Below are 12,358 nucleotides of genomic sequence, written 5' to 3' on the forward strand. Positions count from 1 at the left end.
CCCCCGTTCAGTCATGCCACTGCACCGCCTCGCGACGCTCCGCCCATTCATTGAAGCGCTGGCCGTAGGTGCCTTCCACCACGTTGCGCTTGATCTTCAGCGTAGGGGTGAGGAAGCCGTTGTCCACCGTCCAGACATCGCGGACCAGTACCAGTCCGGCCAGCCGCTCGTGCTTGTCCAGGGCGTTGTTCACCTCTTCCAGCAGCGTTTTCAGGCTCTGCTCCAACTCGCCACGGGCGCCGTTGGCCGCTTCCTGCCGGCCGATTTCCGACAGCACGCAGAGCCCCAGCGGGGCGATCAGGCCGTCGCCAACCACGCATATCTGCTCGATGCGCGAGTGCACGGCCAGGCGGTTCTCGATGGGCGCAGGGGCCACGTACTTGCCCTTGGCGGTCTTGAAGATTTCCTTGATGCGGCCGGTCAGGCGCAAGTTGCCCTCGGCATCCTGCTCGCCCTTGTCGCCCGTGCGCAGGAAGCCGTCACGGGTGATGGCCTCGTCGGTGCGTTCCGGGTCCTTGTAGTAACCGAGCATGGTCGCGCCACTGCGCACCTGCACCTCACCCTCGTCGCTGATGCGCACTTCCACGCCGGGGCTGTTGCGGCCGATCCAGCCCTTGCGCTGCTCGCCGGGACGGCAGACATGGGAATAGCCGCAGTTCTCGGTCATGCCGTAGACCTCCAGGACATTGAGGCCGAGGCGCTTGTACCAGTCGAGCAGCGCGTCGGGCACCGGTGCGGCGCCGCAGAGGGCGTAGCGCACGGCATCCAGGCCAAGGCCCGCGAGCACCTTGCGGCCGACCAGGCGCCCGACGATGGGCAGGCGCAACAGGCGGTCGAGCTTCTGCGCTGGCATCTGCGCGAACACGCCCATCTGGAACTTGGTCCAGATACGCGGCACGCCGAAGAACACCGTGGGCCGCGCGCGGCGCATGTCGGCGACGAAGGTGTCCAGGCTCTCGGCGAAGAAGATCGTCTGGCCGGCATAGATCGAGGCCATTTCCACGAACATGCGCTCGGCCACGTGGCACAGCGGCAAGTAGGACAGCAGCCGGTCCTGCTCGCCGACGCCGAACAGGTCGATGGCATGGCTGGCGGCGAAGGCGAAGTTGCCGAAGGTGTGCATCACACCCTTGGGCGTGCCGGTGGTGCCAGAGGTGTAGATGAGGGTCGCCAGGGTGCCGGCGTCGGGACGCGGATCGTCGCGGATCGGCGACTGTTTCTGGATATCGGCCCACTGGTGATCGAAGTGCCCCGGCGGATGCAGCGGCAGCGCCACGGTCGGCACGCCCGGCGGAACGCCATCGGCCATCGCCGGCCAGTCGTCCAGCTTGCCGACGAAGGCCACCGCCGCCTCGGAGTGGTTCATCACCTGGCGCACGGAGTCGGCGGTAAGGTTGGGATACAGCGGCACGGAGACATGGCCGGCCATCCAGATGGCGATATCGGCGACGACCCAGTGCGCGCAGTTCTTGGAAATGATCGCCACCCGGCTGCCGGCCGGCAGCTCCAGGCTGCGCAGCCAGGCGGCGGCGCGCCGCGCCTGATCGCCCACTTCGCCCCAGGTGAGGGTTTCCACCTCGCCACCACCCAGGGGCTGGACGAGGTAAGGCTTGTTCGGGTGACTGGTCTCGCGCTGATAGATCAGCTCGAGCGGTAATCGGACTGCTTTAACCACGTGCCCCTCCTTTGTTGTTCTTGTTCAGAGGTGTAGCTCAGAGGTAGAGCGATGGATCAACCAAGCACTTGCTTGGTTGAATATTCCATGCACGGGCCCGGCAAACAAGGCTGAGAGTGTGAACTTTTGTAGGGTGCGTCCTACACCTGGAGTGCCGCTGCTCTAGCACGGGACTTTCGGCGAAATTTCCCGCGACGATTTGCCCTGCGGCAGCGCCTCGGGAGCGAAGGCGCACTACCCTTTCGAGAATCCCCCGACGGATATACGCCATGCCGGAAGCCTTCCAGATACCGCCAGGCCAGCTCGACCTGCTGCTGAACCTGCTGATCGCCACCGTCTGCGGCGGCCTGATCGGCCTCAACCGCGAGCTGCACAACCGCCCCGCCGGCCTGCGCACCCACGCCCTCACCGCTCTCGCCGCCGCGCTGGCGGTGGGCGTCATCCAGCAACTGCACCCGGCCAGCGCCGACGCCGCCAGCCGGGTCGTCCAGGGCGTGCTGACCGGCATCGGCTTCATCGGCGCCGGGGTCATCGTCCACCACGAGCGCCGCTACCGCGTGGAAGGCCTGACCACCGCCGCCACCATCTGGGTGTCGTCCATGATCGGCATCGCCTGCGGCAGCGGCCACGCGCTCACCGCCGCCATCGGGGTGGTCCTGACGCTGCTGATCCTCAGTTTCGGCAGCTGGCTGGAACGCCGCATCGATGCACGCTTCCGCAAGCCGCCGCCCAAGCTGACCGACGAAGATGATCCGCTGAGATGAACAAGGCCCCTTTCGGGGCCTTGTTCTTGGGGCATCACACGCGCTCAGTTGTGCCGCGGATGGTGCAGCGATATCAGTTCCATCAGCCCTGCCACCGGGCATTCGCCCTCCAGCTCGGCCAGCGATGCAGTGCTGAAGGGCACGGCATCGCTGCGGCTGCCGTGAACCAGCAGGCCGGCCAGGGAGCCGATCAGCGGCTGGTGGCTGACCAGCAGCAGGTTGCGCTCGGTGCGGCCGTCAAGGAAGCGCAGGACGTCCTTGGGGTCGTCGTCCGGGGTCAGCCAGGGAGCCGTGCCGACGGAACCGTCGAAGCCCAGGGCCTCACGGATCAGCTCGGCGGTTTCCTGGGCGCGCACATAGGGGCTGGCGAGGATGCCGTCAATCGGCTGGCCGGCGAGCTGGGCCGCGCTCTTGAGCACTTCCTTGCGGCCGTGGGCGGTCAGGCGCCGCTCCGAGTCACGGCGGGCCTGGGGTTCGGCCTCGCCGTGGCGCAGCAGCCAGAGCTTCACAGCTTGGGCTCTTCGTCACGCGCCGGATGCTCGGCCGGCGGCACGCTGTGCGGCGGCTCACCCTCGGGGGCGCGAGCTGCCGGCCAGTCGGCGAACGGCCAGGGCTTCTCCTCGGTCTGGAAGGTGCCGAAGCGGCCGATCTGCGCGAAGTACTGGCTGAGGCTGTCGCCAAAGGCCATCAGGCTGCCGCTCGGCGCGCCGTAGATGATGCGGTAGATCAGCTGGACCACCACCACGACGCCGAGCAGGATTTCGGCGACGAACCAGACCAGGGCGAACACCAGCATCCAGACGACTCGCAGGACGAGGGATTCTTTTTCCATACGTTCAGCGGACATGGGGACCTTCCTCAGAAACCGGTAGTGGGAATGAAGTCGACATCGGTCTTCGGCTCGCCGCTCATCAGCGCCCCGATGACCTGCTCCAGCGTGCGGCCGCCGAACAGGATGGCGTTCAGGCCGGCCACCAGCGGCATGTAGACCTGCAGCTCGTCGGCCTTGGCCTTGAGCACCCGCAGGGTGTTCACGCCCTCGGCGGTCTCGCCCATGCGCGCCACGGCGTCTTCCAGGGAAAGGCCCTCGCCCAGGGCGAAGCCCACCTGATAGTTACGGCTCTTGGGTGACGAACAGGTGACGATCAGGTCGCCCACCCCGGCGAGGCCGAGGAAGGTCATGGGGTTGGCGCCGAGCTTGACGGCGAAGCGGGTCATCTCCGCCAGGGCGCGGGTGATCAGCATGCCCTTGGTGTTCTCGCCCATTCCCAGTGCCGCAGCCATGCCGGCGATGATGGCGTAGACGTTCTTCAGCGCGCCGCCCAGTTCGACGCCGAAGCGGTCACCGCTGGCGTAGACGCGGAAGGTGCGGCCGTGCAGCGCTTCCTGCACCCGCTTGCAGACGTCCTCGTCCTCGCTGGCGACCACGGTGGCGGTCAGCTCGTGCTCGGCGATCTCCCGAGCCAGGTTCGGGCCGGAGATCACCGCAATGCGGGATTTCGGCGCGATTTCCTCGAGGACCTGGCTCATCAGCTTGAAGGTCTGCGCCTCGATGCCCTTGGTCAGGCTGACCAGCATCTTGCCCGCCAGCGCTTCGCTGCGGCCCTCCAGCACCTTGCGCAGCGCGCTGGACGGCACGGCGACGAAGATCATTTCGCACGCGGCCAGGGTCGCCGGCAGGTCGGTGGTCGGCTCTACGCCGGCATGGATACGCACGCCCTTGAGATAGTTCGGGTTCTCGCGCTGGGTGCGGATCGCTTCGGCCTGTTCCTCGTCGCGCATCCACTGGCGAACGCGCTGGCCGTTCTCCGCCAGCAGATTGGCGAACGCGGTACCGAAACTGCCACCGCCGAGGACGGCGATCGGTTGCTGCTCAGTCATGTCTGATCCATTACGGGCCGCCTTGTGGCGGCGATTGAGGCATTATAAGGCCCCGTCGCGCAGCGACCAGTCCGGATCGCAGGACTGGCAAACAACGGCGCCTCGTTTACCATCCGTTCATTGAAGAAAAAATCGAGAACAAGGCCGTTCCGTGCAGCTTTCCTCCCGCGCTCCCCTGCCGCTGTCCCTGCTTGCCGCCTTGCTGGCGGGCCAGGCAGTCGCCGGCGATCTCTTCGTCGATCGCGTGGAAGTGCCGGACGTACTCACCGCCAGCCGCCTGAAGCAGTCGCCCGCCGAGGTGCCGGGCAGCATGACGGTGCTCGACCGCGACCTGATCCACGCCACCGGCGCCCGCGACATCCCCGAGCTGATGCGCCTGGTGCCGGGCATGATGGTCGGCTACCTGTCGGGCAACCAGGCCACGGTGAACTACCACGGCACCAACGTCACCGAGGCGCGCCGCCTGCAGGTACTGGTGGACGGCCGCTCGGTGTACCGCCCGGGCCTGGCCACGGTGGACTGGAGCGACATTCCGGTGGCCATCGAGGATATCGACCGCATCGAGGTCTTCCGCGGGCCGAACGCCGTGAGCTACGGCGCCAACGCGCTGATGGGCGTGATCAACATCCTCACCCGCCACCCCGCCGACAGCCAGGGCACGCGCCTGAAGTACACCGCCGGGCAGAACGGCATCCGCGACTGGTACGCGAGCCAGGGGCTGCGCGGCGAGGCCAGCGACTATCGCCTGTCGCTCTCGGGCCAGGCGGACGACGGCTTCGACCACGACCAGTTCGACCGCGACTACCGCGACGGCCGCCGCCTGTCCCGCTTCAACCTGGTGGCCAACCACAGCCTCGACCTGCGCAACAGCCTGGACTGGCAGATCGCCGCGAAGGAAGGCAGCAACCAGCGCCCGTACAACTACCGCCCGGTGTTCGACGGCATTCCCGCCGGCGACAGCGACTCCGACCTGACCGCCCGCGACTACGCCGGCTCCGTGCGCTGGACCTTCGACGCCAACCCGCAGCACAGCTTCTACGTCCAGAGCTACGCCGAGCATTGGGAGCGCCTGCAGGACTTCCGCGCCTGCGAGGCGCAGATCGTGTTCAGCCCGCAACTGGCGCAGCTCTGGGCACTCAACCCGAAGTACGTGAACAAGCTGGGCGACGCGTTGCCGAGCATCCCCAAGGGCACCGCCCAGGAACAGGCCCTGGCCAGGCAGGTGCTGCAGCAGATCGTCGGCGGGGCCGGCGCGCCAGCCTGCGGCTGGGTGAACCAGAACATCCGGGAAACCCGCTACGACCTGGAAATGCAGGACACCCTGAGCCTGAGCGACGGCGTGCGGCTGCTGACCGGCATGAGCTATCGCCACGACCAGGCGGTCTCCGAGACCTACTTCAACGGTACGGTGAACAATGAAATCTGGCGGCTGTTCAGCCAGCTGGAATGGCACCTGACGCCCCACTGGCTGCTGCAGGGTGGCGCCATGCTGGAAGACGACCAGACCTCCGGCAGCTCGGTCAGCCCGCGCATCGCCCTGAACTACCTGATCACGCCGCGACACAGCCTGCGGGCGGTGTACTCCGAAGCCGTGCGCTCGCCCGACATGTACGAGAACGACGTGAACTGGAGCTACCGCGCGCGCGACCTCACGCCGAACCCCTACGGCCAGAGCACGGCCTACTATTTCGCCCGCGCCCACGGGCCGGGGGACCTGGATCAGGAGCGCATGCGCTCGCGGGAAGTCGGCTACAACGGCCAGTTCGACGAGATCGGCCTGGCGTTGGACGTGAAGGCGTACCACGACGAAATCCACGGTCTGATCAGCGATCCGCTGAAACTGACCGACTTCGAGCCCAGCAACGACAACGATATCCGCTTCAACGGCGCCGAGACCCAGTTGGACTGGCGCGTCGGCCTGCGGGATCGTCTGCGCTTCACCTACGCCTATGTCGACTACGAGGCCAGCAGCCGCTACGACCAGCGCCTCACCGCCCGCAACAGCGGCTCGGCGGGCTGGATGCGCGACTGGGGACGAGGCTGGTCGAGCGCAGTGTTCTATTACGGCGACGACGCGCTGAACGAACATCGCTTCGAGCGCATGGACCTGCGCGTGGCCAAGCGTATTCCCCTGGGCAAGGCCGCACTGGAACTGGCAGGAGTGCTGCAGCAACGCCTGGACGACGAGCCGCTGACCTGGCCGGAAAACCGCTACGACGACCGCCACCTGCTGTATTTCAGCGCCGAGGTGGATTTCTAGCATGGCGGCCCGCCGCTCAGGGATGAGCCTCGGAAACCGGCTCAGGACCTGGCTGCTGGGCCTGGCCTGCCTGCTGGCCTTGCCTGCGCAGGCCCGCGAACTGCTGCTGGTCAGCAGCGACCAGAGCGCCGCCGTGCAGGCGTTCAGCCAGGCGCTCGCCGAACGACGCCCGGAGGACCAGATTCGTCTGCAATCGCCTGACGAGCTCCCCCCAGCCTCGACGCTCTCCCCCGAGACCCATCTGTTGCTGCTGGGGACCGCCGCGCTGAACTGGCGCCTCGCCAGCGAACAGGGCCCGCCCGCGCTGACGCTGCTGGTCAGTCGCGTGGAGGCTCAGCAATTGCTCGACGGCCGCCACCGCGAGGGCATCAGCCTGCTCTGGAGCGATCCGCCTCCCGCCCGGCAACTGCAACTGGCCCTGCAACTGCACCCCAGGCCACAGCGCATCGGCGTGCTCTTCAGCCCCGCCAGCGAGTTCCTGCTCAACGAATTGTCGGAACAGGCCCGGCAGGTCGGCGTCGAGCTGGTCACCCAATTGCAGGAGCGCAGCGACGATCCCCGCCCGTTGCGTGAACTGCTCGACAGCAGTGACCTGCTGCTCGGGCTGGACGACAAACTGCTCTACAACCCGCGTACCGTCAAAGGCATCCTGCTCAGCGCCTATGCCGAGAATCACGCCCTGATCGGCCCCACCGTGGCCTTCGTCAGGGCCGGCAGCCTGGCCAGCACCTACAGCGACCAGAGCGACTGGCTGGACACGCTGAACCCGCTGCTCGACCAACCGCCGTCGCAATGGCCCCCGAGCCTCTACCCTGAACGATTCAAGGTGCAGAGCAACCGCCAGGTGGCGCGTTCGCTGAGCATCGAGCTGCCGGACGACGCCACGCTCGCGCATCGTCTCGCCGAAGGAGAATCCCCATGAGCGCCCGCAAGAGCTGGAATATCCAGACGCGCATGCTGGCCATCAGCCTCGGTCCGGCGCTGCTGCTGACACTGCTGCTCACCGGCTATTTCACCTACTCGCGCCTGCAGGACCTGCGGCAGGAGTCCAACCACACCGGCCAGTTGATCGCCAACCAGCTGGCGCCGGCCGCCGAATACGGCGTCATCTCCGGCAACCTGCCGGTGCTGCAGAGCCTGCTGCGGGCCACCCTCGGCACGGCCCACGTGCGCTTCATCGAAGTGCGCGACCGCGGCGACAACATCCTGGTCTACGTCGAACATCCCGCCGATCCGGCGCAGGCCAGCACCAAGGTGGAAATCTTCCACGCGGCAATCCAGCGCGAAAACATCCAGCTCAATGGCGGCAACCTGGACGTCGCCCTCGATGCCAGCGCCGCCACGACCTCCAGCAACGATTACCTCGGCCGGGTAGTGGTCGGGATGGCCAGCGATGCCTTCAGCGAACGGCAGCAGGAAATCCTCTTCAAGGCCAGTCTCCTGGCGCTCTTCGCCCTGGTGCTGACCTACCTGCTGGCCCGGCGCCTGGCGCAGCGCCTGGCCGCGCCGATCAGCACCATGGGGCGCGCGGTGCAGGCAATCCAGAGCGGCGACTACCACACCGCCCTGCCGGTGCCCGACGACGGCGAAGTCGGCGACCTCGCCCGGCACATCAACAACCTCGCCCGCGGCCTGCAACAGGCCGCCCTGGAGCAGGAGCGCAGCATCGCCCAGCTGGTGGCCGCGCGTGAGGAGGCCGAAGAGGCGAACCGCGCCAAGTCCGACTTCCTGGCGATGATGAGCCACGAACTGCGCACGCCGATGAATGGCGTGCTGGGCATGCTGCAGCTGCTGGAAACCACCGAGCTGAACCAGGAGCAGGCCGAGTACAGCGCGCTGGCGACCGAGTCCACCGAGCACCTGCTCAAGGTGATCAACGACATCCTCGACTTCTCCCGCATCGAGCGCGGCGCGCTGGAGCTGGAGCGCATCCCGTTCAACCTGCTGGAGCTGATCCAGAGTTCCGTGCAGGTCTTCCAGCACAGCGCCCACCAGCGCGGCCTGGAGCTGGAACTGGCGGTCCAGGACGGGCTGAATATGCTTGAAGTTCAGGGCGATCCGACGCGCATCCGGCAAATCCTGGTGAACCTGCTGGGCAATGCCCTGAAGTTCACCGAAGAAGGCGGTGTGCGGCTGGAAGCCACCTGGCAGGCGCTGGACGAAGAAGTCCTGTGGCTCAGCTCCTCGGTGCAGGACAGCGGCATCGGCATCTCCCGCGAGCGCCTTGAGCACATGTTCGATGCCTTCCAGCAGGCCGACTCCTCCACCTCGCGCCGCTACGGCGGCACCGGCCTGGGCCTGACCATCGCCCGGACCCTGGCCGAACGCATGGGCGGCACCCTCAGCGCCACCAGCGAGGAAGGCTGCGGTTCGACCTTTACCCTGGAGATCCCCCTGCCCTTCCGCGAACGCCTGGCGACCACCGAGGAAAGCGCAGTAGGCATCGATATGCTTGCCGCTGGTCAGTCCGTTCTGCTGGTCGAGGACAACCCGGTGAATCAAACGGTCATAGAAGCTATGTTGCGCAGCCTGGGTTATCGCGTCACGCTGGTGGGCGATGGCGTCCAGGCGGTCCGCACCTCCGAGCGTGGCGAATTCGCGGTGATCCTGATGGATTGCCGACTCCCGGTACTCAACGGCTACGAGGCCACCCGGCAGATCCGCTCAAGACCCGGCGGCGAACAGGTGCCGATCATCGCCCTGACCGCCAACGCCCTGCAGGGCGACCGGGAAATCTGCCTGGAAGCCGGGATGAACGACTATCTGGCCAAGCCGTTCAAAAGGGCCGAATTGCAACGGATATTGCAGCGCTGGGTTGCTCCAGGCCGTTGATCCGCGCGCGAGCTTGCACCACACTGCGGACCGGCCACGGGCATCTGCCCCTGACAAAAAACCGGCGCCGACGAAAAGTGAACAAGCGTTCGCCGGAAGCTGTGACTTTCACCTTAAGGCAATAGTCTATGACTAGGCTGCCGCGTGAGACCGTGACAATAAAAACGGAACGCGGCGCCGCAGGCAGAAGCCAACACCGCCTGCCATCCAAGATTTTTGAGGAGCTCGCATGACCAAACAACACGCCTTCACCCGAGAAGACCTGCTGCGTTGCAGCCGCGGCGAGCTCTTCGGCCCGGGTAATGCGCAACTGCCCGCCCCCAACATGCTGATGATCGACCGCATCACTCACATCAGCGAAACCGGCGGCAAGTATGGCAAGGGCGAACTGGTCGCCGAGCTGGATATCAACCCCGACCTGTGGTTCTTCGCCTGCCACTTCGAAGGCGACCCCGTCATGCCGGGCTGCCTGGGCCTCGACGCCATGTGGCAGCTGGTCGGCTTCTACCTCGGCTGGCAGGGCAACCCCGGCCGCGGCCGCGCCCTGGGTTCGGGCGAAGTGAAGTTCTTCGGCCAGGTCCTGCCGACCGCCAAGAAAGTCACCTACAACATCCACATCAAGCGTACGATCAATCGATCGCTCGTTCTGGCCATCGCCGACGGCAGCGTCAGCGTCGATGGCCGCGAAATCTACAGCGCCGAAGGCCTCCGCGTCGGCCTGTTCACTTCCACTGACAGCTTCTAAGGGTATCCGCATGCGTCGCGTCGTGATCACCGGTCTGGGCATCGTTTCCTGCCTGGGCAATGACAAAGACACCGTCTCCGCCAACCTGCGTGCAGGCCGTGCTGGCATCCGCCACAACCCGAGCTACGCCGAGATGGGCCTGCGCAGCCACGTTTCCGGTTCGGTCAACCTGAACCTGGAAGAGCTGATCGACCGCAAGGTCTTCCGCTTCATGGGCGACGCCGCCGCCTACGCCTACCTCGCGATGGAACAGGCGATCAAGGACTCCGGCCTCACCCCCGAGCAGATCTCCAACCCGCGCACCGGCCTGATCGCCGGTTCCGGTGGCGCTTCTACCCTGAACCAGATGGAAGCCATCGACACCCTGCGCGAGAAGGGCGTCAAGCGCATCGGCCCATACCGCGTCACCCGCACCATGGGCAGCACCGTTTCCGCGTGCCTGGCCACTCCCTTCCAGATCAAGGGCGTGAACTACTCCATCTCCTCGGCCTGCGCCACCAGCGCGCACTGCATCGGCCAGGCCATGGAACAGATCCAGCTGGGCAAGCAGGACGTCGTCTTCGCGGGCGGCGGTGAGGAAGAACACTGGAGCCAGAGCTGCCTGTTCGACGCCATGGGCGCTCTCTCCACCCAGTACAACGAGACCCCGGAAAAGGCCTCCCGCGCCTACGACGCCAAGCGTGACGGCTTCGTCATCGCCGGCGGCGGCGGCATGGTCGTGGTCGAAGAGCTGGAACACGCCCTCAAGCGCGGCGCCAAGATCTACGCCGAAATCGTCGGCTACGGCGCCACCTCCGATGGCTACGACATGGTTGCCCCGAGCGGCGAAGGCGCCATCCGCTGCATGCAGCAGGCCCTGTCCACCGTGGACACCCCGATCGACTACCTGAACACCCACGGCACCTCCACCCCGGTCGGCGACGTCGCCGAAATCCGTGGCGTGCGTGCAGTGTTCGGCGACAAGGCCCCGGCCATCAGCTCCACCAAGAGCCTGTCCGGCCACTCCCTGGGCGCCGCCGGCGTTCACGAGGCCATCTACTGCCTGCTGATGATGGAAGGCAACTTCATCGCCGGTTCCGCGAACATCGACGAACTGGACCCGGAAGTCGCCGACCTGCCGATCCTGCGCGAGACCCGCGAGAACGCAAAGATCGACACCGTCATGAGCAACAGCTTCGGCTTCGGCGGCACCAACGCCACCCTGGTCCTGAAACGCCACAACGGCTGATCGGTGATCCAAACAAGAAAGGCGCCCCAGGGCGCCTTTTTTGTTGTCTGCAGTTCCTGGCCACCTGCCCTTCAGCTTTGCCTCGCATCCCCAATCAGGTCAGGATTAGGCGCGCTGGATAACAGGGAGCATGCAGATGCAGCTGATGATTCGAAAGGCCCGCAGCGAAGCTGCTGCAGCCATCAGCGAGATGATAGTGGCAGTCGTCAGGGAAACAGCAACGGCCAGGACTGTCCCCCGAGCGTCATCGAGCCGGGGGCGGCACCCTTCACGCCTGAGCGCGTAGTCCGCTGGGCCAGCCCCTGCTCAATTGGCCGCTGAGATTGTCAGCACATGCGCCCTGGAGGGCATTGCCGTGCGCAGCCTCTTCATAGCGCCACAGCACCTGCGTAAAGGCATGGGGCAACTCCCGATACCCCAGATCGAGTAGGCGCCCTGAAGCACGGCGTAGAGGCTCTGCCGGCCCCTCCTCTCTCATCACCAAAGCCTTCTATGCCCGCCTGGGCTATCCGCGCTCTTGTAGGAGCGGGCCATGCCCGCGAACCGCCCCACATCCTCATCACCGGCTGATTGCGCCCTACATAGAAGCCTTGAGGTTGCTTTTTCCGCCCCAAAAAACAAAACCCCCGACCAGCTCTCGCTGATCAGGGGCTTTGGAATTAGAAGCTTGACGATGACCTACTCTCACATGGGGAAACCCCACACTACCATCGGCGATGCATCGTTTCACTGCTGAGTTCGGGATGGGATCAGGTGGTTCCAATGCTCTATGGTCGTCAAGCAATTCGGTTGGATGCTCGCCTGGGCGCTCATCCGAATTCGGTATGCTTTCACTAATAAGCAAAACCCCCGGCCAGCGATGCTGACCAGGGGCTTTGGGATAGGCGCTTGACGATGACCTACTCTCACATGGGGAAACCCCACACTACCATCGGCGATGCGTCGTTTCACTGCTGAGTTCGGGATGGGATCA

The 12,358-nt window shown here is 65.8% G+C and carries 10 protein-coding genes and 2 rRNA genes; 6 read left to right on the forward strand and 6 right to left on the reverse strand.

The window, feature by feature from the left end:
- Nucleotides 1-7: 7 nt before the first annotated feature.
- A complete protein-coding gene (locus tag ACQ5BL_RS21935; protein ID WP_430293260.1) occupies nucleotides 8-1,675 on the reverse strand; it encodes an AMP-binding protein in 1,668 nt (555 codons plus the stop codon).
- A 269-nt stretch (nucleotides 1,676-1,944) separates the two neighbouring features.
- Between ACQ5BL_RS21935 and ACQ5BL_RS21940 the strand changes: the two genes are divergently transcribed.
- On the forward strand, nucleotides 1,945-2,439 hold the full coding sequence (locus tag ACQ5BL_RS21940; protein ID WP_243809318.1) for an MgtC/SapB family protein: 495 nt from the start codon (nucleotides 1,945-1,947) through the stop codon (nucleotides 2,437-2,439).
- Nucleotides 2,440-2,483: 44 nt separating this feature from the next.
- Here the strand turns inward: ACQ5BL_RS21940 and sixA are convergent, their stop codons facing one another.
- From sixA to ACQ5BL_RS21955, 3 genes are read right to left on the reverse strand one after another with little or no spacing between them, the layout of a single operon-like run.
- On the reverse strand, nucleotides 2,484-2,948 hold the full coding sequence (sixA, locus tag ACQ5BL_RS21945; RefSeq protein WP_207888233.1) for a phosphohistidine phosphatase SixA: 465 nt from the start codon (nucleotides 2,946-2,948) through the stop codon (nucleotides 2,484-2,486).
- The gene (locus tag ACQ5BL_RS21950) at nucleotides 2,945-3,286 is read right to left on the reverse strand and encodes a DUF4389 domain-containing protein (RefSeq protein WP_207888232.1); all 342 of its coding nucleotides are present in this window, start codon (nucleotides 3,284-3,286) and stop codon (nucleotides 2,945-2,947) included. Before ACQ5BL_RS21950 ends, sixA begins: the two co-directional genes overlap by 4 nt.
- Nucleotides 3,287-3,297: 11 nt before the next feature.
- On the reverse strand, nucleotides 3,298-4,320 hold the full coding sequence (locus ACQ5BL_RS21955; RefSeq protein ID WP_243809317.1) for an NAD(P)H-dependent glycerol-3-phosphate dehydrogenase: 1,023 nt from the start codon (nucleotides 4,318-4,320) through the stop codon (nucleotides 3,298-3,300).
- A gap of 151 nt (nucleotides 4,321-4,471) precedes the next feature.
- Here ACQ5BL_RS21955 and ACQ5BL_RS21960 point away from each other — a divergent pair, with 151 nt between their 5' ends.
- From ACQ5BL_RS21960 to fabB, 5 genes are all read left to right on the forward strand, one after another.
- A complete protein-coding gene (locus tag ACQ5BL_RS21960) occupies nucleotides 4,472-6,580 on the forward strand; it encodes a TonB-dependent receptor plug domain-containing protein (RefSeq protein WP_430293261.1) in 2,109 nt (702 codons plus the stop codon).
- 1 nt (nucleotide 6,581) lies between these two features.
- Nucleotides 6,582-7,502, forward strand: coding sequence for an ABC transporter substrate-binding protein (locus ACQ5BL_RS21965; protein ID WP_430293262.1), 921 nt, complete (start codon nucleotides 6,582-6,584; stop codon nucleotides 7,500-7,502).
- Complete coding sequence (locus ACQ5BL_RS21970; protein WP_430293263.1) at nucleotides 7,499-9,412, forward strand: ATP-binding protein; 1,914 nt, start codon at nucleotides 7,499-7,501, stop codon at nucleotides 9,410-9,412. The genes ACQ5BL_RS21965 and ACQ5BL_RS21970 overlap by 4 nt, the downstream gene beginning before the upstream one ends.
- Nucleotides 9,413-9,641: 229 nt before the next feature.
- Entirely contained in the window at nucleotides 9,642-10,157 is a 516-nt protein-coding gene (gene fabA, locus ACQ5BL_RS21975; RefSeq protein WP_207888227.1) for a 3-hydroxyacyl-[acyl-carrier-protein] dehydratase FabA, read from the forward strand.
- Between the two features lie 10 nt (nucleotides 10,158-10,167).
- Nucleotides 10,168-11,385, forward strand: coding sequence for a beta-ketoacyl-ACP synthase I (gene fabB / locus ACQ5BL_RS21980; RefSeq protein ID WP_207888226.1), 1,218 nt, complete (start codon nucleotides 10,168-10,170; stop codon nucleotides 11,383-11,385).
- Between the two features lie 665 nt (nucleotides 11,386-12,050).
- Here fabB and rrf (ACQ5BL_RS21985) read toward each other — a convergent pair.
- Nucleotides 12,051-12,166 (reverse strand): 5S ribosomal RNA (gene rrf, locus ACQ5BL_RS21985).
- 105 nt (nucleotides 12,167-12,271) lie between these two features.
- A 5S ribosomal RNA gene (gene rrf / locus ACQ5BL_RS21990) occupies nucleotides 12,272-12,358 on the reverse strand; the annotation flags it as partial.

It is taken from the genome of Pseudomonas sp. B1-22 (assembly GCF_050474425.1).
Lineage (GTDB): Bacteria > Pseudomonadota > Gammaproteobacteria > Pseudomonadales > Pseudomonadaceae > Pseudomonas.

Excerpts from the sequence above, each read along its gene's own strand:
- ACQ5BL_RS21940 (WP_243809318.1), top strand. The coding sequence starts at position 1,945 with ATGCCGGAAGCCTTCCAGATACCGCCAGGCCAGCTCGACCTGCTGCTG.
- ACQ5BL_RS21950 (WP_207888232.1), bottom strand. The coding sequence starts at position 3,286 with ATGTCCGCTGAACGTATGGAAAAAGAATCCCTCGTCCTGCGAGTCGTC.
- ACQ5BL_RS21955 (WP_243809317.1), bottom strand. The coding sequence starts at position 4,320 with ATGACTGAGCAGCAACCGATCGCCGTCCTCGGCGGTGGCAGTTTCGGT.
- ACQ5BL_RS21965 (WP_430293262.1), top strand. The coding sequence starts at position 6,582 with ATGGCGGCCCGCCGCTCAGGGATGAGCCTCGGAAACCGGCTCAGGACC.
- ACQ5BL_RS21970 (WP_430293263.1), top strand. The coding sequence starts at position 7,499 with ATGAGCGCCCGCAAGAGCTGGAATATCCAGACGCGCATGCTGGCCATC.
- fabA (WP_207888227.1), top strand. The coding sequence starts at position 9,642 with ATGACCAAACAACACGCCTTCACCCGAGAAGACCTGCTGCGTTGCAGC.
- fabB (WP_207888226.1), top strand. The coding sequence starts at position 10,168 with ATGCGTCGCGTCGTGATCACCGGTCTGGGCATCGTTTCCTGCCTGGGC.